We start from the raw sequence: 24,650 nt of genomic DNA, 5'->3' as shown, positions 1-24,650 counted from the left end.
CTTCGCATTTCCCGTTCACCTCCCCAACACGTCGCCTGCGGCGAAGGGCTTGGGGATGAGGCCGAAGCGGGCGCAGACGTCGATGACGCCTTGCAGGGCGGCCGGTTCGAGCTTTTCGGGGAAGCGCGGCAGGGTGATTTTGGCGGCCAGTTCGGGCGAGAGTTTGGTGCGGCCGCGCAGGATTTCACGGGCCTTGTCGGGGTGGGCGGTGATGAAAGCCGAGGCCTTGGTCACCGCCCGGACGAACGCTGCCGCTTCCTCGGGGTGGGCCTTGATCCAGGACTTTTTGGCGAACCAGGCTCCGATCAGATAGGGGTTGCCGAAGGCGGCATGGGGTGAGGGATCAAGCACCTTGGCCACGCCGCGCGACACGGCGTCGGTGACGAAGGGTTCGAGGGTGAGCGCCGCGTCGGCCGATCCCTTGGCCAGGGCGGTGGCCATGTCCGGGAAGGGCACTTCCACGAGGCGGATGGAATCGGGAGCGATCCCGGCTTTTTCGGCCAGGGCGCGCATGGCCGCCTCGTTGATGTTGCCGAGGGTGTTGATGGCCACGGTCTTGCCGGCCAGCTCCTTGACCGAGGTGATCTTGGAATCCGCCGGCACGAGCAGCGCATGGACGTCGTTGGTGCCGGCCACGCCTTCGGCCCCGGGGGCCAGGAAGGTGAAGTCGAAACCCTTTGCGTGGGCCAGGATGATGGACACGGTGTTGGACCAGCCGACGGCCAGCTCGCCGCCTTCCACGGCCGGGGCGATGACCGCGCCGCCCTTCATGGACGCGCCCGTGACGGCCAGGCCTTCGGCCTTGAAATACCCTTCGGCCTCGGCCACGAAGAATTGCAGGCAGTCGCCGACCGGCATGTAGCCGACCCTAAGCGGCGCGGGTTCGGCGGCGTGGACGGGCAGAGCGAGGAAAATCGAGAGCAGGGCGAAAAGCAGCGGGCGCGGCATACGGGCCTCCTGTGGGTTGTCGTGGCTGCGGCCGAAAACGCGATCAGCCTTCCATAGCGTCCCCGCGTCCGTCATGCCAGCGTAAAAGCCGCGCAGTGACGCGTTCCACGGCCGCGTTGAGCCCGAGTCCGAGAATCCCGAGCATGGCGACCCCGGCATACATCTCCGGAATGGCGAAGGTGCGCTGCATGCGCAGGATATAATGTCCGATGCCGCTGGTGGCCCCGATCATCTCCGAGAGCACGGCCACGATCAGCGCCATGGGCACGGCCGTGCGAAATCCGGCCGCGACGCTCGGCCCGGCCGCCGGCAACATGACCCGGGCCAGGGTGTCGAAGCGCGACAGGCCGTAGGCGGCGGCCGTCAGGCGAAACTGCGGCGGCACCGCCCTGGCCCCGTCCATGGCCCCGACCAGGATGGGAAAGAAGCAGGCGAAAAAGACCACGAACACCTTCATGCCCGAGCCGATGCCGAAAAGGAGCATGGCCGCCGGAATGATGGCCGGCGGCGGCACCGGGCGCAAAAGCTCCACCGTGGGCGAGAGCAGCCGGGCCAGCCGGCGCGAAACGCCCATGCCGAGCCCGAGCGGCACGGCGACCGCGGCGGCGATCCCCAGTCCGGCCAGGGCGCGCGTAAGCGTCTGCCCGGCCTGGAGCGGCAACAGCCCCGAGACGGTCAGCTTCCAGAAGGTGACGGCAATGATCGAAACCGGCGGAAAGTAGAGGTGTGACACGATGCCAAGCCTGGAAACCGCTTCCCACAGGCAGGCCAGGGCCACGAAAACGATCAGTCCCGAGACGCGTCGCATCGCCTAACGCCCCCTGCGCGGCATCCAGCGCAAAACGCGGCCGCGCACGCCCACGAAGGCGGCGTTGAGCCCGAAGCCGAGCAACCCCACGGCCACGATGCCGGCGTACATGGCATCGGGACGCCGGGCCAGGGACGACTCCAGGATGAACGAACCCAGGCCGCTTCCCGCCGCCGCCATCTCCGTGGTCACGGTGACGGCCACGGCCACGGCCAAAGCCACCCGCAGCCCGGCCATCACCTGGGGCAGGGCGGCCGGGGCGCGCACCAGCAAAATCGTCTCGCGTCGCGACAACCCGTACACCCTGGCCGTGGCCAAAAGCTCCGGACCGGCGGCCGAGGCCCCGGCCAACGCGGCCACATAGGCCGGCCAGCAACAGGCGAACCCGGCGATGCCCACGCACAGCCCGAATCCCAGCCCCAGGAACAAAATTCCGATCGGAATCAGCGCCACCGACGGCATGGGCCGCAGGAATTCCACCGTGGTCCGGCTCGCCCGGCCGAATTCCGGAAACACACCACAACAAAACCCCAACAACACGCCGACTCCGCCGCCAAAGGCAAACCCGGCCAGGGTGCGCCACAGCGTCGCGCCGCCCTGTCGCCACAATTCGCCGGAAACCGTCAACCGCCATAACTCCGCAACAACCCCCGAAACCGGCGGCAACAAATCCGGCCGCACCACGCCCCCCCGCGCCGTCGCCTCCCAGAGGAGGAGCAGAGCGAGGAGGAGCAAGTAGCCCATGGATGATGCCTCCGGCGGCCAGGAGGGGCGTCGCCCCTCCTGGACCACCCTACCGGGGGGAATAATTCCCCCCGGGCCCCCTTTGATGGGGCATGGGTTGGATATGTCGGATGGATGCGGCATGTCGGTGATGGTTGAAATTGTCCGCTATTAAAGGGTCCAGGGGAATTATTCCCCTGGTGGGGTGGGTGTGGGAGGGGCAACGCCCCTCCCACCCTCTTCCTCTCGCCGCAACAGGGCGTGAATCGCCCTACGGGCGTCGAGGAAGCGGCGATCCTCGCGGGTGCTGATCTGGTCGCGGGGTGTGGGCAGTTCGACGGTGATGGTGGCGGCGACTTTGGCCGGCGGCGGTGTGAGCACGATGACGGTATCGGACAGGTACACGGCCTCGTCGATGTCGTGGGTGACGAAGAGCACGGTTTTGGCCTGGTTGCGGGCGACGGCGGCGAGCAGGTCTTCGAGTTCCTCGCGGGTCTGGGCGTCGACGGAGGCGAAGGGTTCGTCGAGGAGCAGGATATCCGCGCCGTAGGCCAGTCCCCGGGCCAGGGCGGCGCGCTGCTGCATGCCGCCGGAGAGCTGCCAGGGGTAGCGGTCGGCGAATGCGGCCAGTCCGACCGAGGCCAGGGCCTGTCTTGCAGCCTGTTCCTTGTCTTTTTTGGAGCCGGGTTTGCGGCGCAGCACGAAGCGGATGTTTTCGGCCACGGTTTGCCAGGGGAAGAGCGAGGCGGCGGCGTTTTGGAAGATGAGGGCCATTTCCGGGGGCGGGCTGGTGACGTCGCGGCCGTCGAGGCGCACGTGGCCGGAAGTGGGGCGCATAAGCCCGCACACGCATTGGAGGATGGTGGATTTACCACAGCCTGACGGCCCCAGAAGCGAGACGAACGCCCCGCGCGGCACGGCAAAGCTCACCCCGGCCAGGGCGCAGGCCGGCGGCGAACCGTTTTGGGCGTAAGTTTTGGACAATTCTTCAATAGTCAGCACAAGGGGTATTCGTAATGCAATTCGCTTGGGGAAGAAAAGGAGAAAGTGCGGGAGGGGAAAGCTTCCGAAAGGGGGAGGCTCCCTCGCGGCCTTTTCATTTCAAATATCCTGTTTTTCAGAAGGGATGCATGATGCCCATCGCGGTTGCGCGAAGTTTAGGGTTGGTAGGCCGGCGGCGGCATGTGGCGGCCGCGCGCGGCGCATATTTGAAGAATACGCCTTCGCGTCCCCACATGCCCCGCCGGCCCTGGGCCTCCGCGCCATATCTGGGAACAATTCTCCCAGTCGGGAAGAAGAAAAACATCGTCGGCGGCTATATTGGGGAACGATTTTCTGGCCGCTACAGGCTCCCTTCCAAAATCCGTTTCACATGATCCAATATCTCACCCCATGAAAAGTCTTGGGAAGGGGGCCTGGGGGAAACCTTTCTCCAGAAAGGTTTCCCCCAGCGGGGTGGTCCAGGAGGGGCGGCGCCCCTCCTGGCCGCCGGAGGCTCCCCCTCCTGCGTCATGCCCATTCAACGGGCAGGCGGACGGTTTTGCCGGCTTTGTTGGAGAAGAGCAGGTACCCGTTGTCACGGCCGAAGATATAGAGATCGCGGGTCACGGCCACGTCTTGTTTGCAGTAGGTGATGATCTCGTCCATGCGGCCTTCCTTCCACCAGGCCAGGGCTTCCAGGCCCGAGGCGGATTTCCGGGCGCCGAGGGTGGCCTTGGCCAGTCCGTCCAGGGACAGGCGGTAGCCCAGGCGGGCGTGGACTTTTTCCAGGATATCCAGGGTCGGCAGGGTGTGGTGGTCGAAGGGCGACGCGCCGGCGAGGACCTTGTAGTCGAAGCGGTTGATGTTGAAGCCGACCACAAGGTTGCACTGGGCCAGGGCTTCGTAGAGGGCGGGGAGTTCCTCCTGGCGGTAGACCAGGAAGTCGTCCAGGGACGAGTCGTAGAGCACGGCCACGGAGATGCCCATCTTGTAGGCGTTGCCCCAGCCGCCGACCTCGGCGGCGGAGCGGCGCGTCTCCACGTCGAGGACGCCGTAGCGCTCGGGCGGGGCCTGTTTGATCAGGGCGGGGCCGGAGCCGGGCTTCTGGTTGTTGGTGTGTTGTTGTTCGTTGCACTCGGGACGGCAATCGCCTTTCTCGGGCATTTTTCCTGACACGAGCAGCTCCAGGAGAAAGCGGCAGGCAACCTTGTCGATGGGCCGGTTGCCGGAACCGCATTTGGGGGAATGCACGCAGGAGGGGCAGCCGGTCTCGCAGGGGCAGCCTGCCACCGTGGCCAGCGTGCGGGAAAGGGCTTCCTCGGCCTTGGCGAAGGCCATGCGGCTAAGGCCCACGCCGCCGGGCGCGCCGTCGTAGATGAACACGCAGGCGCGGCCGACTTGCGGATGCAGGGGAATGGAGATGCCGCCGAGGTCGTTGCGGTCGGTTAAGACCAAGAGCGGCAGGATGCCGATCATGGCGTGTTCCATGGCGTGGATGGCGCCCATGAAGTGAAAGAGCCGCCGGTCGAGCTCGTCCTGCACGTCCTTGGGGATGACCCACCACAGGCCTTCGGTTTCGAAGACCATGGGCGGCAGGTCCAGCGGCACGATGGACAGGAGCTGGCCGCCGCGATTGGCCCGGCGCTCGTAGCCGGTGACGGTTTCCGTGACCTTGAGCCGGCCGAGGAACACCGGCACGCCGTGGACCGTCTTTTCGCCGGAGACTTCCAGGATTTCCGTCATCTTCTGGCCCCGGGCCCGGGTGTGGTAGTCGACCTTGCCCGGGGCGACTCTTACCCGGCGCTCGGCGATATCCAGGGATTCCACCATGTAGGAGACGCCCCGGTGGATGTAGACGGCGCCGGGATGGGTCTCGCGGTAGGCGCGCTGCTCGTCGATCTGGCCGATGACCGCGCCGCTCGTGGTTTCGATGGTGAACTGGCCGCCCGAGCCGCGCAGGTTGACGTCGCGGTGGGGGCGTTTTCTGGCGGCGAAGACGCGCGTACCTTCGCGGTCGCGCAAAAGCAGCCCCTTCCCCTCCAGCCGGGCGACTTCCCTGGCCATGGCCGGCGGGGTGATGAGCGGTTCGCCCACGGTGAGCGGCAGCTCGGCGGCGGCGCATTCCAGGTGCTTGGCCGCGATGACCGGGTTGTCGGGGTTGATGACGGCCGATTCCGGCGGGCGCTCGAAGAAATCCGCCGGGTGGCGCATGAAGTACTGGTCCAGGGCGTCCTCGCCGGCAATGAGCGCCACGGCCGATTCCCGAAGCGCCCGGCCGACCCGGCCGCCGCGCTGCCAGGCGGACATGACCGAGCCGGGGTAGCCGCACAGCACGCACAGATCGAGGCCGCCGATGTCGATGCCGAGTTCCAGGGCCGAGGTGGAAACGACGCCCAGAAGCTCGCCCGAGGCCATGGACGCCTCGATGGCCCGGCGCTCCTCGGGCAGAAATCCCGAGCGGTAGGCCGAGACCCGCGAAGCGTATGGGCCGGCCCGTTCGGAGATCCACAGGCTGATGAGCTCGGTCATGCGGCGCGACTGGGTGTAGACGATGGTGCGCAGGCCCCGTTTCAGCGCCGCGGCCAGCAGCATGACCGCCGTGGTGGACGGCGACTGCTCGGGGTTGATGAAAAGGAAATGGCGCGAGCCTGTGGGCGCGCCCGAGGCGGTGACCGTCTCCACCGGCAGTCCGGTGAGGCTGGCCGCCAGCTCGCCGGGGTTGCCGATGGTGGCCGAGGAGAAAACAAAGGCCGGCCGCGCCCCGAACCGGGCGCATACGCGCAGGAGCCGCCGGAACACGTGGGCCATGTGCGAGCCCATCACCCCCCGGTAGGTGTGCATCTCGTCGACCACCACGTGGGTGAGCCCGGCGAAGACGGTGCTCCAGGCCTCGTGGCCGGGGAGCAGCGACAGGTGGAGCATCTCGGGGTTGGTGATGAGGATCTGGGGCGGATTGTCGCGTATCTTGCGCCGGAAATGGGGCGTGGTGTCGCCGTCGAAGATGGCGGCGGTGGGGCGGCTCGAGGCCGGCAGGGCCGCTGTCAATTCGTTTATGGCCTTGAGCTGGTCCTGGGCCAGGGCTTTCAGGGGATAGAGGAAGATGGCCCGGGAATCGGGGTTTTGGGCGATCTCCTCCAGGACCGGCAGCAGGTAGGTCATGGTCTTGCCGCTTGCGGTGGGTGTGGCCACGGCCACATGGCGTCCGGCCCGGGCCAGGTCCACGGCGGCGGCCTGGTGGGTGTAGAGGCGGGAGATGCCGCGCCCGGCCAGCATGGCGGCCACGGGCCGGGAAAAGGGGCGCACCGGGTCGGCGTAGGCGGCCTGGGCCGCCGGAAAGACGCGGTGGCACACGACCTGGTTGCCCAGGCGCTTGGACGCGAGCAGGGCGGCCACGTAGGCGGCGACGTCGCCGGCGGCGTCGAGCCGGGGCTCGGGCGCGTCGGGGAAGGGGGTATTGGCGTCAGGGAGCGGCATGATCGTGGGGCGGCTATGCCCACGCCCGTCATGGGGCAAAATCCGGTTTTTCGCAAGGCGGCGGGCTAGGCGCATTGTGCTGCGGCAGGCTTTATTGTAACGGTGTATCGTAGCAAACTCGGAAAGATACCGACGCAACGGGCTGGCCGTCCCGGGCGAGGGCTTTTTGGGGAAGGCGACCCCTTATGCGGCTACGCAAAATGCTCGGCCTTGATGGTCTTCGCGGACAATTACGCTTCTACACGCTGCTTCTGGTAGTGCTGCCCATCCTTTTGGCTTTACTCTGCTTTTCTCTGTTTCAGCGCGGGCATGTCGTGGAAAGGGAACGACAAAGCCTTGTCTATAGTTTACGACAAGAATGCAATGTCGTGCGCACGTGGATTGATGAACGCGTCGACGATGCCGAGTATTTTGCCAGGATCGCTGCGATCATGCACAGCGACAGCATCGATCTGTCTGAGTACTATAAGCTTTATGTCAAGACACATGAATATGTAAAACACATATTCTATGTTGGGACTGACGGAGTCATTCTTGCTTCGAATATCGACACCAAGGGTGCCTCCCTTGGCGATCGCGCCTATTTCAAAGATGGCCGGGAAGGACGTTCCGCCTTGGAACTGATTCCGGTCGGCCGCCTGACAGGCAATCCGGCCTGCGTGTTCAGCGTGCCCATCACCGCGAAGGACGGAGGCTTCGGCGGGGTGCTGGCCATCTCGGTGCATCTCAAATCCCTGGACCGCTGGCTGCGCGAGAATGTCGCCTATTCCGGCAGCCCGGTCATCCTGTGCGATACCGAGGGCCGTATCCTGGCCCCGACGACGGTGATGGCGGCCGCGGGCGGTCCTGGCAAGGCGCGGGTTTCGCCGGAGCTGCTGGCCTGCGGGGAAAAGGGCGGGGTGTACGTGGGGCCGGACGGGCGCGAAATGCTCGGGGCGGCGGTTTCCCTTGGCCGCGACGGCTGGCGGCTGGTCAGCGATATGCCCGTGTCGGAGGTGCTGGCCGGCTACCGGCGGCAGATGCGCTGGGTGGTTTTCGGGGCGCTGGCCACGGTGGCCTTGGTGCTGCCGCTGGTGCTGCGCCTGTCCCGCAAGATCGAGCGGCCCCTGACGACCCTGGCCGCCTATGCCCGGGAGCTGCGGGAAACGCGCTACGCGGCGGCCTGCCCGATCATCAGGGCCGAGCGCCTGCCCCGCGAGGTGGCCGAACTGCGCGACGCCTTTTGCTCCATGGCCGGCGAGGTGCGCGGCCGCATCGAGGAGGCCGAGCGCCTGAGCGTCCAGGACGCGCTGACCGGCCTTTACAACCGGCGATTCCTTTTTTCCGGCGGGATGAAGCTGCTGGCGGCATCCCAGCGGTCGGGACGGCCGTGCTCGTGCCTGATGCTCGACGTGGACCATTTCAAGACGGTCAACGACACCCACGGGCACACCGCCGGCGATCAGGTGCTGGTCCACCTGGGGCGGGTGCTCTCGGGCTGCGTGCGAAAATCCGATCTCGTGGCGCGCTATGGCGGGGAGGAGTTCGCCGTGCTCCTGACGGGCGCCGATGTCGCCCAGGCGGCCATGCTGGCCGAGCGCTTCCGCCACGCCCTGTCCGGCGCGCCGTGCATGGTCGAAAACCGCGCCCTGGTCGTGACCGTGAGCATCGGCGTGGCCGCGCTGCGGGACCAGGTGGAATACGGGGAAACGCCCCTGGACGATCTGCTGGCCCGGGCCGACAAGGCGCTCTACGTCGCCAAGGCCGCCGGCCGCAATTGCGTGAAGGTGGATAAGGGATAAGGGATAAGGGGAAGGGAAAAGGAGATGCGAGAGGGGGACCCTTTTTGAAAAAAGGGTCCCCCTCTCGCGCTCTCCCCTCCCAAAAACTTCTAAAGGTTACAGCCTATTTTCGTTAACAGTCTGTAATCGTTAAAAGTCTTTGGAAAGGGGGTCCGGGGGGAAACTTTTCTACAGAAAAGTTTCCCCCCGGTGCTTCAATGCCCGGTGAGTTTGTACTTTTTGAGCTTGTACTGGAGCAGGCTTTTGGAGATGCCGAGCATGTCCGCCGCCTTGACCTGGACGAGGTTGGAGCGGGCCAGGGCTCGGCGGATGAGCGCCGCCTCGATTTTTTCCAGCGTGTCGTTCAGGTTGATCTTGACCGGCAGCAGGTCCACGGCGGATTTGTACTGGCTTTCCTCGTCGCGGATCTCGCTCGGCAGGTCCTCCACCTGCACCATGTCGCCCCCGGCCAGCACCACGCACCGCTCCACCACGTTTTGCAGCTGGCGCACGTTGCCCGGCCATTCGTAGGCCGTCAGGTAGTCCATGGCCTCGGGGGAAAACCCTTTGAACTTCTTGTTGTTCTCCCCGGCGTAGCGTTCCAGGAAATGGGCGGCCAGGATGGGGATGTCCTCGCGGCGCTCGCGCAGCGGCGGCGTCTGGATGTGCACCACGTTGAGGCGGTAGTAGAGGTCCTCGCGAAAGGTCCCCTCGGCCACAGCGTCGGCCAGATTGCGGTTGGTGGCGGCCAGGATGCGGATGTCCACCTCGATGGGTTCGGAGCCGCCCACGCGCTCGAACTTGCGTTCCTGGATCACGCGCAGGAGCTTCACCTGGAGTTCCGGGGACAGCTCGCCGATTTCGTCGAGAAAGATCGTGCCTTCGTGGGCCATCTCGAACCGGCCGCGCTTGCGGGCCACGGCCCCGGTGAACGATCCTTTCTCGTGGCCGAAAAGCTCGGATTCGAGCACTCCCGAAGCCAGCGCCATGCAGTTGACCGACACGAAGGGGGCGTTCTTGCGCGGCGAGGCGTAGTGGACGGCCTTGGCCAAGAGTTCCTTGCCCGTGCCGGATTCGCCGGTAATCAGCACCGTGGACCGGGTGGGCGCGGCCTTGGACACCATCTCCAGCACCCGCTGCATGGCCTTGCCCCGGCCGATGATGTTCTCCGAGGAGAAGCGGTCCTCCAGGGATTGGCGCAACAGCATGTTCTCGCGCTGGGCGGCGGCGAAGCGGCTGGCCTTTTCCACGGTCAGCAGCAGCTCGTCGTTGGCGAAGGGCTTGGCGATGTAGTCGAAGGCCCCGACGCGCATGGCTTCCACCGCGCCTTCGATGCTGCCGAAGGCCGTCATGATGATGACCGGGATGTAAGGGAAGTTGCGCTTGACGTGCTCGAGCACTTGCTGCCCCGTGACCTTGGGCATCTTCATGTCCGTGATGACCACGTCCACTTCGGATTCGTCGAGAAAGGCCAGCCCGGTTTCCGGGTCGTCCAGGGCGGTGACGGCATAGCCGGCGTCGCCGAGCATGGCCTCGAGGATCAGCAGATAGTTCTTTTCGTCGTCGAGTATCAGTATCTGGCTTGCCATGGGTGTTCCAGGGAAAGGGATTGGCGTCCGGGGCCGGGCCGTGGCGGCGGGGCTGTCCGCCGCAAGGAGGTGTTACCCCAGGCTCAGGCCGGAGGGAAGGTCATGGTGACGCGCGCTCCGGACTCCGGCGCGTTGTCCAGGGTCAGGTTGGCGTTGTGGCTTTCCACGATGGTGCGCACGATGGCCAGTCCCAGGCCCGTGCCGGCGTCCTTGGTGGTGAAAAAGGGATCGAGCAGGCGGTCCTTGTTCTCCGGGCAAAAGCCCGGCCCGGAGTCGGTGACGGACAGGACGACCGCCTCCTCGCTTGCCGTGGCGGTCACGGCGATGGCCGGCGGTCGGGCCTTTTCCTTGTCCTCGGCCATGGCGTCCAGGGCGTTGGACAGGACGTTGTAGACGGCCCGGTAGAGCAGGTCCTTGTCGCCGGAAACAAAGAGCCCCGGCGCGTAGTCGCGACTGACGGCGACCCCCAGCTCCTCGCATTTGGCCTCGAGAAAGGTCAGCGCCTGGTCGCAGATGATGGCCAAATCCACGCGCTCCTGGCGCGGGGACTTGGGCCGGGCGTAATCCAGGAAATCGCCCACCGTCTTGGACAGGCGCTTGGATTCGTCGAAAATGGCCGAGAGCAGCTTGGCGTTGACGCTGTCCGCGTCCTTGCCGCGCTTGAGGAGCAGTTCCGCCGTGGAACGGATGATGCCGAGCGGGTTTCTTATCTCGTGGGCGATGCCGGCCACCATGCGGCCCATGCCGGCCAGCTTTTCCTGCTGTTGCAGCTCGCGTTCGAGCTGTTCGCGCTCGGCGATGCGCTGGGCGTTGATGCGTCCGGCCCGGCTGATGATCACCCGCAGCATGATGAAAAGGAGCACCGAGGAGGCCAGGGTGGTGGCGATGATGATGCGCTGGAAATCCACCACCTTTTGGTAATCGTTGGTGATGTCCTGGGTGAACTCCAGCACGCCCATGATGAATCCCTGGGGATTGCCCGGGATGAGCGACCGTTCGATGCGCAGCGGATAGATGGTGCGCAAAATCACCGAGTCCGGCTTGGGATGGAAATTGAGGATGCCGCCCAGGAGCCCGGTGCGGCTGACCAGCTGGAAGTTCGACTTGCCCTGTTCCAGGGCTTCCATGATGGCTTCGCCGGCATAGCCGGTCTGGCCCACGAGTTCCTTGTCCGTGGAGAAGGACACCCGCTTGTCGTAGTCGTAGATGCGCACTTCGCTGACGTGGAAGCTGTGGATGGTGGAGAGCACCGTCTTTTCCAGCCGGTCGTACTGGGCCGGTTGGGACAGTTCCACCCGGCCGAAGCCGATGACCGTGGGCAGGGTGAAGCGCTGGTATATCTGATGGTTGAGGTTTTCGGCCAGGAGCAGGGCGAATTCCTTCTGTTTGGCCAGCACGTCCTGGCGGGCGTAGTTGGACAGGAAAATGGACAGGAACAGGTTGACGAGCAGGATCAGGGCCAGGGAGCTCCAGGACAGAAATTTGACCAGCCCCAGGTACTGGTCGGCGTCCGTGCGGCCGGTTTTTCTCACGCCGGATTCCCTGGCCCCGCGTAGGCCGAATTCCCTTTTCGTTTCAAAAGTGGCACCAGTAACAGATATATCTCATTGATATATTTGTATCGTTTCGGATGTCGGATGTCGGAATGCCTGTCCGGCGTTACAGTTTGCGCAGGAACTCGGCCATGGCGGTCAGTCCCTTTTCCAGGGTGGCATCGGCCGTGGCGTAGGAAAGCCGTATGCAGCGATCCTCGCCAAAGGCCACGCCCGGCACCGTGGCCACGCCGGCCTCGGTCAGAAGGGTCTCGGACAGGGCTGTGGAGTTCGGCACGGTGTCGTTGTAGTAGCCCGACAGGCAGGGGAACAGGTAGAACGCGCCGCTCGGCGTCGGGCAGAAAGCCTTTTTCCAGGTGCCGATGATGGAAAGGGCCAGGTCGCGGCGACGGGCGAAGGCCTGGCGCATTTCCTCCACGCAGTCCATGGGCCCGGTCAGGGCGGCGATGGCCGCCTTCTGGGCGATGGAGCAGATATTGGAGGTGGACTGGCTCTGCAGGGTGGACATGGCCCGGATGACGTTGGGGTGGGCCATGGCGTAGCCCACGCGCCAGCCGGTCATGGCGAAGCTTTTGGACAGGCCGCCGACAATGGCCACGTGCTCCGGGTGCAGGGCGAAGGCGCTGGCCATGGAAGCGGGCGCGGCCGGCGCGTAGACCAGCCTGTCGTAGATTTCGTCCGACACGATGTAGACGTCGCGCGATACGGCCCAGTCCACGATGGCGTCGAGCTGCTCCGCGGTGTAGTGCGCGCCGGTAGGGTTGGACGGTGAATTGATGATGAGCGCCCGGGTGGCCGGGGTGATGGCCTTGTCGAGGTCCTCGACGGAGACGAGGAAGCCCTGTTCCGGCGTGCTCGGCACGGGCACGGGCCGGCCGCCGGCGAGCCGCACCATGTCCGGGTAGCTGACCCAGTAGGGGGCGGGCACCAGGACCTCGTCGCCGGGGTTGAGCATGGCCATGAAAAGCGTGTACAGGGCCTGCTTGCCGCCGTTGGTGGCGATGATGGCCTCTTTGGGCGTGGGCACGCCGTACGTGGTCTTGAAATAGCCGGCAATGGCCTCGCGCAGGGTGTGGACGCCGGGCACCGGAGTGTACCGGGTGAAATTGTCGTCTATGGCTTTTTTGGCCGCGTCCTTGATGTGCTGGGGCGTGTTGAAATCGGGTTCGCCAGCCGAGAGGTCGATGATGGCCTTGCCCTGGCGCCGCAGGTCGGCGGCCTTGGCGGCCATGCCCAGTGTGGCGGACGGGGCGACGAGACGCATACGAAGCGCGGTGCGCATGGCCCGGAATCCTTGCGTTGAAGTGTTATGCCTCGGCCGCGTGTGCGCGGCCGTTTGTCAATATAGTATACAAAAGGCCAAAGGTAAATCATGGCTGCGCGATCGGATTCCGGCGTGATCCTCCCTTTCCCCGGCGAACTGGTCATGGCCCGGTTCGTGCGCCGCTACAAGCGTTTTTTGATCGACGCCGTGATCGAAAACCGGCCGATCACGGCCCATGCCAACAATACCGGCTCCATGCTCGGGCTCCTGCGCCCGGGGTGCACGGTGGGGCTTTCCGTGTCGGACAACCCCAAGCGCAAGCTGGCCCATACCTTGGAGATGACGCGCGTGCCGGATTTCCGGGGCGACTTCTGGGTCGGGGTCAATACGCTGACCCCCAACCGGCTTTTCCGCCGGGCCTTTTGCGCCGGGGCCTTTCCCGAGCTGGCCGGTTACGACACCATCCGGCCGGAACCGGTCTTTGCCCACGGCCGGCTGGATTTCGAACTGACCGGCCCGGCCGGGACCTGTTTCGTGGAGTGCAAGAACGTCACCATGGTCGAGGATAATGCCGCCGCCTTTCCCGACGCGGCGACCGAGCGCGGGTGCAAGCACTTGCTGGAACTGACCCGGCTCGCCCGGGAAGGAAAATGCCTGGCCGCGCTCTTTTTCTGCGTCCAGCGCCCGGACGGGGACTGCTTCGCCCCGGCGGCCATGGTCGACCCGGAATACGCCGCGCTTTTCACCGAGGCCCTGGCCGCCGGCGTGCTGATGCTGCCCTACCGGGCCGACGTCTCCACAGCCGGCATCACCCTGGCCGACCGCCTGCCCTTGGCAGGACGGTATTGATTACGCCGGGGCTCTGCCCCGGACCCCGCTGGGGGAAACCTTTCTGGAGAAAGGTTTCCCCCAGGCCCCCTTCCAAAGACTTTTAATAGAATTCAATTGGTACGGTGACACTCGTCCCCGTTAAAAGCTTTAGGAAGGGGAGAGCGCGAGAGGGGAGAACCCTTTTTAAAGGGTTTCCCCTCTCGCACGCTTTTTATTTATCCACCGGGCGGCGGGGGCTTCCACGAAGCGCGCCAGGAGCATGCCGGCGGCGATGGTCGCGGCCATGCCGGCCAGGGCGGCCATGGGCCACAGCGGTCCGGTCGGGGCGAAGAGGTATTTCCAGGGCTCGAGGACGAAGGGCTGCGCGAGGTAGATGGACAGGCTTGCCCCGGCGATGCGGCTGGTGAGGCGGTGTGTGGCCCAGGCCGGCGGGTTTGCGGCCAGGGACAGGCACAAGGCGGCCAGGGCCGGGGCGTAGAGGGCGTTGTTTTTGAGGATGGCGAAGAAAAACCGGTCGCCCGACACGGGGACGCACAGCAGGACGGCGAGGAGCGCCGTGGCCGCCACGGCGAGCCAGGCCGGCGGTCGCAGGCCCAGGACGAACAGCCGCGCCGCGGCCATGCCGGCAATGAATTCGAAGATGCGCAGATACGGGCTGGTGTAGGTCAGCCACTCGAAAAGCAGTCCGGCCAGCCGCGCCTGGTCGCCGGCCAGGGCGGGATGGGCGCGAAGCGCCCAGGCGAAAAGCGCGGGCCAGTGTGCGCTGATGCAGGCGTCGAGGCCGACGGCCGCGCCCAGGGCCGCAAGCCCGGCGCACCAGGCCGCCCGCCGGCCGGGCAGCGCCGACAGGCCCCGGCTAAGGAGCGGAAAAAACAAGTAGAAGAAGATTTCCGTGCTCACGGCCCAGGCCAGCGGATAGACGCTCGGGGCCTCGGCCACGAAATACCAGCTTTGGGTCAGCGTCAGGGCGGACAGGACGCTTTGGCAAAATCCGGGCACTTCCCAGGGCCGGCCGAAGCGGATGAAAATACCGGCCAGGGAGACCGCGAGCAGCAGCAGGTAGACCGGATAGATGCGGGCCAGCCGGGCGACGGCGAACCGGGCCAGCCCCCGTGGGCCGGTGATGGGGCGCGCGCCGTAGTTGTATTGGAGCACGAAGCCCGACAGCACGAAAAAGCCGGACAGGCCGCATTGGGTGAGTCGGGCCAGGGGCTCGCGCAGGGCGGGGTGCCCCGGCAGGGGCGTCAGCCATGAAGCGGCGTGGCCGACAAGGACGGCCAGCACGGCCAGGGCCCGAACGCCGCCGAGACCGGTGAGAAACGGCGGCCTGCCGTGGGCATGAAGCATGGTCGCGCCCCTAGCACAATCGTCGGCGCAAGGAAAGGCGGCGATGGTGACAAAGCGACCGTTAGCCCGTATCAGGGGGGAAGCAGCTCCGCGCCCGACCGGGCGCCTTATCCATAACGCCTATCGCCCCACGGTATCCATGACGAAAATCCTTCGCGCTTCTTCTCTTCGTGCCGCTTGCCCCCCGGACAGCCTGCCCTACGCCGACAGCCGGGACATTCCCGATTCCCCCGACGCCTTGTCCAGGACCCAGCCCAGGGCCCATGCCGCCCTGGATCTGGCCCTGTCCATCGCCGGTCGGGAATACAACGTGTATCTAGCCGGCGAGCCCTCCATGGGCCGCACGCATTTCGCCCGCACCTTTCTCGACCCGGCGGCGGCCAAGGGGGCCACGCCCCCGGATTGGCTCTATGTCCACAATTTCGACGACCCGGACCGCCCGCGCGCCATCTCGCTGCCGCCCGGCCAGGGCAAGGGCTTCAAGACCTCCCTGGCCAAGGCCGTGGCCGACATCCGCGAGGAAATTCCCGCCCGTTTCGAGCGGGAGGCCTACCAGACCCAGAAGCAGAGCCTCATGCGCGGCTACAACGCCGACCGCGAAACCGTTCTCGACGAGATGGAGGAGCGGGCCAAGGGCGAGGGCTACAGCCTTTTCATCGACGATCAGGGCGGCTTTACCCTGTACCCGCTGCTCGAGGGCAAGGTGGTTTCGGACGAGGAGTTCGAGCGCCTCGACCCGGAGCTCAAAAAGACGCTCAAGGCCAAGGGTGACCGGCTCCTCGAAGAGATGGGCTCGGCGCTACGGCGTCTTTCCAAGGAAGAGCGCGGCTACCGCGACCGGGAAAAGGATCTGGAGCGCACCACGGCCGGCGAGGTGGTGGACGCGCATCTGGCGGCCCTGGCCGAGCTGCGCGCCGCCCATCCGGCCATCGACGCCTTTCTCAAGGCCATGCGGGCCGACATCCTGGACAACATCGACGCCTTTATGCCCGGAGCCCAGCCCGCGCCGGCGCCGGCCTCCCATGGCGAGCCGCCCCTGCCCGACGACATCTTCTACCGCTACGAAGCCAACCTGTTCGTGGACAACGGCCACCTCTCGGGCGCGCCGGTGGTCATCGAGGACCACCCCACCTATTTCAACCTCATGGGCTGTATCGAGCGCGAATCCGAGATGGGCGCGCTCTATACCGACTTCACGCTCATCAAAGCCGGTTCCCTGCACAAGGCCAACGGCGGCTTCCTCATCATCCGCGTGGACGACATCTCGGCCAATGTCGGGGCCTGGGAAGGGCTCTTGCGGGCGCTGCGCTCGGGCCAGGCCAGGGTCGAGGACCCGGCCGAGGGCGGCGAGCACGTGCGCACCCGCACCATCGAGCCCGAGCCCATCCCCCTGGACCTCAAGGTGGTGCTGGTGGGCCCGGACGAGGCCTACGAACTGCTGCTTTACAACGACGAGCGTTTCGGCAAGCTGTTCAAGCTCAAGGCCCATCTCCAGGAGACCATGCCGCGCACGCCGGAAAACATTCTCGTTTACCTGACCCTGGCCGCCCGGGTGATCCGGGACGCGAAACTGCCGCCATTCGACCGTTCGGCCCTGGCCAGGCTGGTGGAGTACGCCTCGCTTCTGGCCGAGGACCAGAAACGGCTGTCGCTCAAGCTCCCGCTGGCCCGGGAGCTCATGATCGAAGCCGCCGCCCTGGCCCGCGGCGAGAAGGCGGACATGGTCGCCGCCTCCCATCTGGAACGGGCCCGCCGGGCCCGCGATTTCCGGGTCAACCTCTACGAAGAGGATTACCTGGAGGAATACGACCGGGAGATGATCAAGGTTTCGACCACCGGCGAGGCCGTGGGCCGGGCCAACGGGCTGTCGGTGCGCATGTACGGCGACTACGCCTTCGGGCTGCCCCACCAGATCGCCTGCACGGTCGGCGTCGGCCACGGCGGCATCCTCGACCTCGAACGCGAGGCCGAGCTTGGCGGGCCGATCCACACCAAGGGCATGATGATTTTAAAAAGCTACCTGCTCGGCCGGTTCGCCCAGGACAAGGCGCTGGTCATGACCGGGTCGCTGTGCTTCGAGCAGAGCTATGCCGAGGTGGAGGGCGATTCGGCCTCCGGGGCCGAACTGGCCTCGCTGCTTTCCGCCCTGGCCGAGCGGCCGATCAAGTTGTGCTACGCCATGACCGGGGCCGTGTCCCAGTCCGGGGACATCCTGGCCGTGGGGGGGCTCAACGAAAAGATCCGCGGCTTTTTCACGGTCTGCCGCCGCCGGGGCCTGACCGGCGCGCAGGGGGTGCTTTTGCCGGCGGACAACGTGGTCAACCTCATGCTCGACGACGACATCCTGGACGCCGTGGACCAGGGGCTCTTTCGCATTTTCCCGGTGAGCACCATCGAGGAGGCCATGGAGATCCTGACCGGTTTGCCGGCCGGGACGCGCGGCGCGGACGGCAAGTTCCCGCCCCAGACCCTTTACGCCCTGGTGGACGAGCGGCTGGCGCGGCTTGCCCGGTGCGCCCCGCCGGGGTTTCCCGGACAGGTGGCCGACCGGGGATGAAGGGCGGGCCGGAGATGGGAGAGGTCCGCGATATAACTTCATATTTTTCAATCATACCGAGAGCTGTGGTTGAAAAGGTTTGAGGCGGCATGCAAAGCAACTGGTTCGACGAAAAGCGCGCCGAGTTCGTCCGCGATCTCCTGCGCGACTACTGCCTGTCGGTGCAGGTGCTGGAGGGGCTTTTCCAGGAATTCGACCGCCGCGGGGCCATGGCTTTCGAGGAACTGCGCGATCTGCTCGGCGAGGAGATGAACAAGGGGCTTTTGTGGCGCCTCAAGGACACGGCCCACCATCTCTTCCGCGACGGCGGCACGTCGAGCCTTGTCGGCCAGTTTCTCGACTGGTGCATCGGCTATATCTTCCACGAGTCCATGAAGCTCAAGGAAGACGCCTATCAGCAGCAAAATTACGCGCCCTGGTTCCGGTCCATGCAGGAGCGCGAACTGCCCGAGCCCGACCTCATCATCAGCCGGGAGCTGTTTCAACTCCTCATGCAGACCGCCGAGAGCATGCAGCGCGAAATCCGGCGCATCCGGTTTCTTTTCGGCGAGTGCCGCAAGCTGTTTCCGCTCTATCTGGCCGACCAGAAGGAGAACCATTGGCTGGCCCGGCTCATGTTCAAGCGCAACGAGCTGGTGCGCGAGGTGTTCGGCGGCGGCTATCGGGAGCTTCTGCGGGGCGTCTACGGCGACGCGCCGGAATTCATGTACGTGATGGCTTCGCGCAGCCTGCGCGAGGGCGGCTGGATGCAGCAGGCGGCCGAGGCGGCCGAGGAGGCCTGCCGCATGGGCCCGGACAGCGAGCCGGCCCGCCGCGAAAAGGAAATCGTCGACACCTGGCGCGCCCACCTGCGGGCGTGACAAGGTTTTTGAAGAAAAGCGCTGGGGGGAAACCTTTCTGAAGAAAGGTTCTCCCCCCAGGCCCCCTTTCCAAAGACTTTTTTCAGAAGAGGGGAGGTTGCCCACGTGACGCCCATTAAAAGTTTTTGGGAGGGGAGAGTGCGAGAGGGGAAACCCTTTTTTCAAAAAGGGTTCCCCTCTCGCTCGTCCGTATCTTCCCCATCCCCCCATCCCGAGGCGACGCCGTGACCAACCCGGTGCGCGTGTGGCGGCGGGTTATCGCCTCTCCCTTTGCCACGGCCTTGTTGCTGGTCGCGGCCATGCTTGTTTTGGCCACGGCCGGGTTTTATTTCCTGGAGCTGCGCCACAGCGGCAAATCGCTTTTCGACGCCTTGTGGTGGGCCATGGTCACCCTGACCACGGTCGGCTATGGCGACATCGTGCCGGGCACGGTGGCCGGCCGGCTGATCGGCATGGCCATCATGGTCGCCGGTATCGGCGTCATGGCGGCCTTGAGCGCCAATCTGGCCTCGGTGCTCATCGAACGCAAAAACCGCAAAAGCCAGGGGCTCCTGCCAGTGAAAACCGCCGGACACAGCCTTGTTTTGGGATATAACGCCCAGGCCCCGGAGCTGCTCCGGGCGCTTATCGCCTCGGCCCCGGCCGGGATCACGCCGGCCGTGGTGCTGGTGGCGACCATCACCCCCGAAGCCTTTGCCGAGCTTTCCGCCGACATCGGCCAGGGCGACCGGCTGGCCTTTTGCCGGGGCAATCCGGCCAGCGAGCCGACCCTTGGCCGCGCCAGCCCGATCACGGCCCGGGCCGCCTACATCCTGTCCCAGGACGGGCTCACCCGGGAGGACGCGGACCAGCAAAGCCTGCTTGCCGCCCTGACCGTCAAGAGCATGGCCCCGAAACTGCGGCTCTACGCCGAGGCCATGCTCGAATCCAACCGCAAGCACTTAAGCCGCGCCGGGGTGGACGTGACGCTCATTCCCGGCGAACTGGCCGGCCGGGCGCTCGGGGCCATGGGCGAACACCCGGCCCTGTGGCATTTTCTGGAGCATCTGCTCGGCCATCCGGGCGAGCGGCCCATGCACGCCCGCAACCTCACGGCCGAGGAAAAGGGCCTGCCCTGGTCCCAGCTCGTCGGCCGGGCCCTGGCGGCCGGGAGCGGCGAACTGCCGGTGGCCGTGTTCCGGCTGCCCCGGGACATCGCCATAAAGGACCTGCTGGACGTGGACGCGGCCCTGGACAGCTTTATTTTGGAGATGCTGACGGCCTACGGCCAGGACGGCCGCATCGCCAGCCAGGGGCCGAGCGTGCTGGTCAATCCCGGCGACGGGGTGGAGCTGACGGGCTTTGACGGCCTGATCGCCTTGCGCATGGGCGGGCAGGCCACGGGGCACGACGCGCCGGCCGCCGCCCCGGCTCCTGCGACCCAGGCGGGCGCGGGAGGGCGGTCATGAGCGGCGCGTCCTGGACCAAGGCCGAGCTTTTCGCCGGCCTTTCCCCGGAGGATCTGGACGCCGTGCGCCCGTCCTTCGACACCGTGGAGCTGCTGGCCGGCCAGGATGTCATCGTCGAGGGCGCGCCCGGGGACGACATGTTCATCCTGGTCTCGGGCAAGGTGCGGGTGCGCAAGTCCATGGTGCTCAAGGGCATCGCCGTGCCGGCCCTGGACGCCGAGGCCGGCGGCAAGACGCTCTGTGAGCTTTCCGATGCCCAGAGCCCCTTTTTCGGCGAGATGGCGCTTCTCGACCGCGACATCCGCTCGGCCAGCGTCACCTGCCTCACCGACTGCCGGTTTCTGCGCATCGACCGCGACCGCTTTTTCGCCCTGCTCGCCGCCCGGCCGGACATCGGCGTGCGCATGGTCACGACCCTGGCCAAACGGCTGGCCAGGGTGGTGCGCAAAAACAACGAGGACCTCGTCAAGCTGACGACGGCCCTGGCCCTGGTGCTCAGCCGCCGCGACCAGGCGCGCTAGTGTCGCGTTTTAGAAGAAAGTGGATGCGTTTTTTTACGACAGCAGAGTTGAATAATTATCTTTTCTTCAAAAAATATTGACGTATTTTTAGGATCGCGACACGAGGCGGCCGCTAACGGCCTTTGCGCCGGTAGCGCCCCATGAGCGTGGCCGAGGCCAGGATATGGCCCTTGGCCGCGCGCAAAAGCTCGGCCTTGGTCGCGCCCGGGGCCAGGTCGAGCATGGCGTCGAGGGCGTAGAGCGTGAAATAGTAGCGGTGGACGCCGCGCGGCGGGCATGGGCCGCCGTAGCCGTAGCGGCCCCAGCTGTTGCGGCCGGACAGGCTTCCGTCGGGATAGCGCTCCGCGCTGTGCAGCCCTTCGGGCAGGCCGGGGGTGGCCGGGGAGAGGTTGTAGAGCACGAAATGATCCCACACCCCGGCCGGGGCGTCGGGATCGTCGCACACGAGCGCCAGGCTTCCCGCTGTTTTCGGGACGTCGCCGAAGGTCAGGGGCGGGGAGACGTCCGCGTCGTCGCAGGTGTGGCGTTCGGGAATGTCGTCCTCGTGGACAAAGGCCCTGGAAGTCAAGGTCATGGCCATGGCGCGCTCCTTGGGCTGTTACGACCGGCCCGGCATGTTGGCTGCCACGGGTGCCGGCCGGGGACCGCCCCCGGCCGGATTCACGGGGAAGGGGAAAATCCGCCCTTCCGGTCAATCGTCGAAATCGCCCTCCGGACCCTTGTCGCGGCTCATGCCCGCCGCGCGCCGCGCGATCTTCTCGCGGGTCCAGTCGTCCGGGTTTTCGATGCGGTCGGCCTTGGGGCCGAGGTCGTAGGAACCGGCCGTCACCAGGGCCTCGATGCCGAGCGGCGCGGTGTCGGCGGCATTGAAGACGTCGGTCAGGAGCCAGTGGACGAATTCCGCCACGGCCCCGGCCATCCGTTCGCGCACCGCCGCCGGCTGGGCCAGGAGCTTGTGCTCGAAGGCGCAGTTGAGCTTCTTGTAGTCTCCGGCCCTAAGCGCCTTGCCGTCGGCATAGGCCACCATCTGTTCCCACAGCTCCGGGGAAACGCCCTTTTCGGGCTCCTTGATGAAGTTGCCGGCCGCGTCCATGATGGCGTTGCCGTAGTCGTTGACGGCCACGCCCCAGGAGATCATCTGCAGGGCCGTGGCCACGTTGGCCTTGGTCGTGGCGGTCTTGGCCGCGATCTCCTTGAGCTTTTCCGAGGAATTGCCCGAGGTGCCGTGCTGCGCGCCGGAAATGCCGTAGGGGGCCAGGGCCTCGTGGATGCGGGCGGTCAGGTCCACCTGGATGCCGTTGCCCGAGGCCTCGATGCCGTGGGTGGTGCCGTTGTTGAGCGCGATCCAGTCCGGGTGCAAGCCGTTGGCGTTTAAGCCCTTGATGAGAAAAAGCGCTTCCTCGGGCGTGGACAGGCCGTCCTTGCCCTTGATCTCGCCCACCTCCGTCTCGTAGCCGGCCCAGGCCGGCACGAAGGGAGCGAGCTCGAGGTTGGCGACCAGGTTGTCGGCGTCGGGCAGGTGGGAGGCGTCGATGGCGATGGAGGTGATGCCGGCCTCGAACAGCGTCGGGATCTCCACCTTGGCCTCGGCCACGTCGCCGGGCTTCTTGATGCCGTAGTGGTCGGCGTGGATGGCCACCGGCACGGTGATGCCCAGTTCGTTGGCGGCCTGGTCGGCCTGGCGGGCGATGTTCCACATGGAGACGTCGCAGTAGTTGGACTCGGACCGGGCGATTTCCAGGATGATGGCGGCGTTGGCCCGCTGGGCGGCCATGAGCGCCCCGCGCAGCACGAAGCTGCTGCGGGAGTTGGCGGCGATGGTCATGGCGTGGCCCTTTTTGATCATGGCCCTGTCCACGGCCTTGCCGCTGACGAGAAGCGCCCGGGAATTGGGGAAAAGCTTTTTGATGTTGGGCGGGCGGCCCACGGCCAGGGCCTGTTCAAACGCGGGGTCCGTCTTGGTCATGCGATCCTCCTTGGCGTCGGGGGCGACGGCCGGCCGCCTGGGGCCGGGCGCGAGCCTCCCTGATAGCGCCTGTTTGTTACGGTATGGTCGGACAGGCCCTAAGCGGCGAAAATATCCGCCAGCTTGTGCCGTGAAACGATTTCCGCCGCGGCCGGATTATCGGCCACGGCGTCGAGCAGCGCGGCCACGGCCGGGGCGAGCCTGGCCCGTTCGGCCGGCTTCGCGACGGCGGCGAGTTTTTCCGCCAGGGCATCCAGCCGGGCCAGGTTGGCGTCGGCCGGCGCGGACTGGCAGCGGCCCAGGAAATCGCACGACACCACATCCCCGGCCGTCTGGGCCGACAGGCCGGCCACGAACACCGCGCCGCCGCACACGGCGCAGGAAAGTTCGCCCGGGGCGCTTTCGGCCACGGGGAACGTCCACTGGGCCATGGTGTTGCCGCAGGCGTCGTACTTGCGCATGTGGAAAAACGTGCTCTCGGCGGCCCAGCCGAAGTCGGCGTGGGTGGGGTCGTTGACGCAGAAAAGTTTGCGCGACAGCATGCTCGCTCCTTTTGCCCCGACACGGGGCGCATCGTTTGCAGCAATAGTACGGCCGGCGGAAACAATCAACAAATCGGCCCGAATTCCGCTTCCAGGCAAGGGTTTTTTCCTTTCAATGGCAACCGCTTTCTGGTAGCGCCTTGCCACGCCGGTAATGTCGTCCGGCCGGGAGCGACCGTGGCCGGATATCTGTACGTTTTGTGCGCCGCCTCGTTGTGGGGACTTATCGGGCCGCTGTCCAAGCTGTCGTTCGCCGCCGGCATGGACACGGTGGAAGTCGCCTTCTGGCGCACCACCCTGGCCTGGTTTTGCTTCGCCGGCCAGGCCATCGCCAATAAGGAAGTCCGCATCGCGCCCCGCGACCTGCCCGCCGTGGCCGGATTCGGCGTGTGCGGCATCGCCGGACTGTTCGGGGCCTACGTCGTGGCCGTGGATGCCGGCGGCGCGGCGCTCGCCTCGGTGCTGCTCTACACCGCCCCGGCCTGGGTGGCGCTTCTGTCCTGGTTTTTCCTCAAGGAACCCATGGGCGGCTACAAGGTGGCCGCCGTCGTCGCCACCATCGTCGGCGTGGCCGGGGTGAGCCTCGGGCCCGGCGCAAGCGGCCATACGGCCATCGGGAGCAAGGCCATCGTCTTTGGCCTGCTTTCCGGAATCACCTACGCTCTGTATTACATCTTCGGGAAATACTACCTGGGCCGCTACCGCACCCCGACGCTGTTCCTGTATGCCCTGCCCGTGGGATCGTTGACGCTTTTGCCCTTCGTCCACTTCACCCGGCCGACCCTGGCCGGAGCCGTGCCCTGCCTGGCCCTGGCCCTCCTCTCCACCTACAGCGCCTACTCGATCTACTACGCCGGGCTGAGGCGCCTGGAAGCCACCCGGGCCGCCGTGGTGGCCACCATGGAGCCTGTCATCGCCGCCATTTTGGCCTATACCATGTTCGGCGAGCGCTTCGACTTGGTGGGGTACCTCGGGGCCGGACTCATCCTCGCCTCGGTGCTCATGACCATCTGGGACGGCGCGCGCCAACGCTTTCGCTCGCCGCTGCCCACCCCGACCGGACAGCCCCAGGGCTAAAGAACGCCACCTCCGCAGCCGATCGATTCATGGGGAGCGCCGCCCGGAAGCAGCACGCGGCGCGGGAGCGGCCATGAGCGAAATCGACCCGACACAACCCGCCAATCCGTTGCCGGCCGAAACGACCGGGACGTCGGAGAGTGCCCGTCCCGCCTCCCCAAAGAACGGCACGCCCCTTCCCGACGCCGACACCGTCAGCATCGAGGCCCTTTTCCCCACCCGTGACATCCGGCTTGTCATCGACCAGGCCACCAATATCGTCCAGGCCGTGGTCCGCGACGCCGCCACAGGCAAAGTGCTGCGCAAACTCCCCGACGACGACTGGCTCAAACTCGTCAGGAAACTGCGCGCCTTCGCCAGCGAAGCGATCATTGATCGGAAAGCGTAGGCGGGGAGGAGGA

At 66.1% G+C, this 24,650-nt stretch carries 20 protein-coding genes; 8 read left to right on the top strand and 12 right to left on the bottom strand.

Going from position 1 to position 24,650, the window contains the following annotated elements; genetic code table 11:
- Positions 1–15: 15 nt before the first annotated feature.
- From DESFRDRAFT_RS07435 to DESFRDRAFT_RS07415, 5 genes are all read right to left on the bottom strand, one after another.
- A complete protein-coding gene (locus DESFRDRAFT_RS07435; RefSeq protein ID WP_005992647.1) occupies positions 16–948 on the bottom strand; it encodes an ABC transporter substrate-binding protein in 933 nt (310 codons plus the stop codon).
- A 43-nt stretch (positions 949–991) separates the two neighbouring features.
- Positions 992–1,756 carry an ABC transporter permease gene (locus tag DESFRDRAFT_RS07430; RefSeq protein ID WP_005992646.1) on the bottom strand — a complete coding sequence of 255 codons (765 nt, stop codon included), beginning with the start codon at positions 1,754–1,756 and terminating at the stop codon, positions 992–994.
- Between the two features lie 3 nt (positions 1,757–1,759).
- Positions 1,760–2,500 carry an ABC transporter permease gene (locus tag DESFRDRAFT_RS07425; protein ID WP_005992645.1) on the bottom strand — a complete coding sequence of 247 codons (741 nt, stop codon included), beginning with the start codon at positions 2,498–2,500 and terminating at the stop codon, positions 1,760–1,762.
- Between the two features lie 168 nt (positions 2,501–2,668).
- Positions 2,669–3,481 (bottom strand): ABC transporter ATP-binding protein, encoded by an 813-nt coding sequence (locus DESFRDRAFT_RS07420; RefSeq protein WP_005992644.1) that lies wholly within the window; start codon positions 3,479–3,481, stop codon positions 2,669–2,671.
- 507 nt (positions 3,482–3,988) lie between these two features.
- The gene (locus DESFRDRAFT_RS07415) at positions 3,989–6,934 is read right to left on the bottom strand and encodes a DEAD/DEAH box helicase (RefSeq protein ID WP_005992642.1); all 2,946 of its coding nucleotides are present in this window, start codon (positions 6,932–6,934) and stop codon (positions 3,989–3,991) included.
- A gap of 614 nt (positions 6,935–7,548) precedes the next feature.
- Between DESFRDRAFT_RS07415 and DESFRDRAFT_RS07410 the strand changes: the two genes are divergently transcribed.
- The gene (locus tag DESFRDRAFT_RS07410; protein ID WP_407918613.1) at positions 7,549–8,715 is read left to right on the top strand and encodes a sensor domain-containing diguanylate cyclase; all 1,167 of its coding nucleotides are present in this window, start codon (positions 7,549–7,551) and stop codon (positions 8,713–8,715) included.
- Between the two features lie 194 nt (positions 8,716–8,909).
- Here the strand turns inward: DESFRDRAFT_RS07410 and DESFRDRAFT_RS07405 are convergent, their stop codons facing one another.
- From DESFRDRAFT_RS07405 to DESFRDRAFT_RS07395, 3 genes are all read right to left on the bottom strand, one after another.
- Entirely contained in the window at positions 8,910–10,283 is a 1,374-nt protein-coding gene (locus DESFRDRAFT_RS07405; protein WP_005992638.1) for a sigma-54-dependent transcriptional regulator, read from the bottom strand.
- A gap of 83 nt (positions 10,284–10,366) precedes the next feature.
- Positions 10,367–11,815, bottom strand: coding sequence for a sensor histidine kinase (locus tag DESFRDRAFT_RS07400; RefSeq protein ID WP_005992637.1), 1,449 nt, complete (start codon positions 11,813–11,815; stop codon positions 10,367–10,369).
- A 127-nt stretch (positions 11,816–11,942) separates the two neighbouring features.
- The gene (locus DESFRDRAFT_RS07395) at positions 11,943–13,118 is read right to left on the bottom strand and encodes a pyridoxal phosphate-dependent aminotransferase (protein ID WP_005992636.1); all 1,176 of its coding nucleotides are present in this window, start codon (positions 13,116–13,118) and stop codon (positions 11,943–11,945) included.
- Positions 13,119–13,208: 90 nt separating this feature from the next.
- Here DESFRDRAFT_RS07395 and sfsA point away from each other — a divergent pair, with 90 nt between their 5' ends.
- On the top strand, positions 13,209–13,949 hold the full coding sequence (sfsA, locus tag DESFRDRAFT_RS07390; RefSeq protein WP_005992635.1) for a DNA/RNA nuclease SfsA: 741 nt from the start codon (positions 13,209–13,211) through the stop codon (positions 13,947–13,949).
- A gap of 165 nt (positions 13,950–14,114) precedes the next feature.
- On the opposite strand, the gene DESFRDRAFT_RS07385 is transcribed toward sfsA, so the two are convergent.
- Positions 14,115–15,278 carry an acyltransferase family protein gene (locus DESFRDRAFT_RS07385; protein WP_005992634.1) on the bottom strand — a complete coding sequence of 388 codons (1,164 nt, stop codon included), beginning with the start codon at positions 15,276–15,278 and terminating at the stop codon, positions 14,115–14,117.
- Between the two features lie 139 nt (positions 15,279–15,417).
- Between DESFRDRAFT_RS07385 and DESFRDRAFT_RS07380 the strand changes: the two genes are divergently transcribed.
- The 4 genes from DESFRDRAFT_RS07380 (at position 15,418) to DESFRDRAFT_RS07365 (ending at position 20,664) form a co-directional block, all read left to right on the top strand.
- A complete protein-coding gene (locus DESFRDRAFT_RS07380) occupies positions 15,418–17,835 on the top strand; it encodes a Lon protease family protein (protein WP_043794164.1) in 2,418 nt (805 codons plus the stop codon).
- Between the two features lie 89 nt (positions 17,836–17,924).
- A complete protein-coding gene (locus DESFRDRAFT_RS07375; RefSeq protein ID WP_005992632.1) occupies positions 17,925–18,695 on the top strand; it encodes a hypothetical protein in 771 nt (256 codons plus the stop codon).
- 224 nt (positions 18,696–18,919) lie between these two features.
- Positions 18,920–20,143, top strand: a complete 1,224-nt coding sequence (locus DESFRDRAFT_RS07370; protein WP_005992631.1) for a potassium channel protein — start codon at positions 18,920–18,922, stop codon at positions 20,141–20,143.
- Positions 20,140–20,664: a cyclic nucleotide-binding domain-containing protein gene (locus DESFRDRAFT_RS07365; RefSeq protein ID WP_005992630.1), complete on the top strand. Its 525-nt coding sequence runs from the start codon at positions 20,140–20,142 to the stop codon at positions 20,662–20,664. The genes DESFRDRAFT_RS07370 and DESFRDRAFT_RS07365 overlap by 4 nt, the downstream gene beginning before the upstream one ends.
- Before the next feature lie 112 nt (positions 20,665–20,776).
- Here the strand turns inward: DESFRDRAFT_RS07365 and DESFRDRAFT_RS07360 are convergent, their stop codons facing one another.
- The 3 genes from DESFRDRAFT_RS07360 to DESFRDRAFT_RS07350 all read right to left on the bottom strand — a co-directional run bounded on the left by DESFRDRAFT_RS07360 (position 20,777) and on the right by DESFRDRAFT_RS07350 (position 23,172).
- Positions 20,777–21,244 carry a YbhB/YbcL family Raf kinase inhibitor-like protein gene (locus tag DESFRDRAFT_RS07360; RefSeq protein WP_005992628.1) on the bottom strand — a complete coding sequence of 156 codons (468 nt, stop codon included), beginning with the start codon at positions 21,242–21,244 and terminating at the stop codon, positions 20,777–20,779.
- 111 nt (positions 21,245–21,355) lie between these two features.
- On the bottom strand, positions 21,356–22,630 hold the full coding sequence (locus tag DESFRDRAFT_RS07355; protein ID WP_005992626.1) for a class II fructose-bisphosphate aldolase: 1,275 nt from the start codon (positions 22,628–22,630) through the stop codon (positions 21,356–21,358).
- Between the two features lie 98 nt (positions 22,631–22,728).
- Complete coding sequence (locus tag DESFRDRAFT_RS07350; protein ID WP_005992623.1) at positions 22,729–23,172, bottom strand: hypothetical protein; 444 nt, start codon at positions 23,170–23,172, stop codon at positions 22,729–22,731.
- 177 nt (positions 23,173–23,349) lie between these two features.
- Between DESFRDRAFT_RS07350 and DESFRDRAFT_RS07345 the strand changes: the two genes are divergently transcribed.
- Positions 23,350–24,249 carry a DMT family transporter gene (locus DESFRDRAFT_RS07345; RefSeq protein WP_005992621.1) on the top strand — a complete coding sequence of 300 codons (900 nt, stop codon included), beginning with the start codon at positions 23,350–23,352 and terminating at the stop codon, positions 24,247–24,249.
- A gap of 73 nt (positions 24,250–24,322) precedes the next feature.
- Positions 24,323–24,637 (top strand): hypothetical protein, encoded by a 315-nt coding sequence (locus DESFRDRAFT_RS20705; RefSeq protein ID WP_005992618.1) that lies wholly within the window; start codon positions 24,323–24,325, stop codon positions 24,635–24,637.
- The last annotated feature ends 13 nt before the right edge of the window (positions 24,638–24,650 follow it).

This window comes from Solidesulfovibrio fructosivorans JJ] (assembly GCF_000179555.1).
Taxonomy (GTDB): Bacteria; Desulfobacterota; Desulfovibrionia; order Desulfovibrionales; family Desulfovibrionaceae; genus Solidesulfovibrio; species Solidesulfovibrio fructosivorans.
The sequence above is the reverse complement of the archived record's forward strand: the minus strand, read 5'-3'. Positions and strand labels throughout refer to the sequence as shown.